This is a genomic window from Psychrobacter sp. TB55-MNA-CIBAN-0194 (genome assembly GCF_040309505.1).
GTDB classification, from domain to species: Bacteria; Pseudomonadota; Gammaproteobacteria; order Pseudomonadales; family Moraxellaceae; genus Psychrobacter; species Psychrobacter fozii.
The window spans coordinates 1-263 of sequence record NZ_JBEOOW010000407.1 but is presented as its reverse complement, the minus strand read 5'-3'; the positions used below and the strand labels follow the sequence as shown (position 1 = coordinate 263).

The window sequence follows — 263 nt, the reverse complement described above, 5'->3', positions numbered from 1 at the left end:
AGTAAATTCCGCATGAAGCTAAAATAAGCACGACGGCCATAATAAAAAAAGCAGCCATTAATGAACTACCTTCATCGTTAAAGGATTTTAAAAGTAGCTGCATGGCGCGTGAGTAGCGAGTGAGTTTAAATACCCTTAATAGTCGGAGCACGCGTAAAAAACGTAAATCGAGAGGAAATAAAAACATCATTAAGCTTGGTAAAATCGCAATTAAATCAACAATTGCCAAAGGGGAGAAAAAATAGCTAAGCCGACGTTTGGTA

At 37.6% G+C, this 263-nt stretch carries 1 protein-coding gene; it reads right to left on the bottom strand.

What is annotated here, in order from left to right; all coding sequences use genetic code 11:
* On the bottom strand, positions 1 to 263 hold a 263-nt coding region (locus AAEY75_RS15665), incomplete at both ends, for an ion transporter (protein ID WP_352260107.1).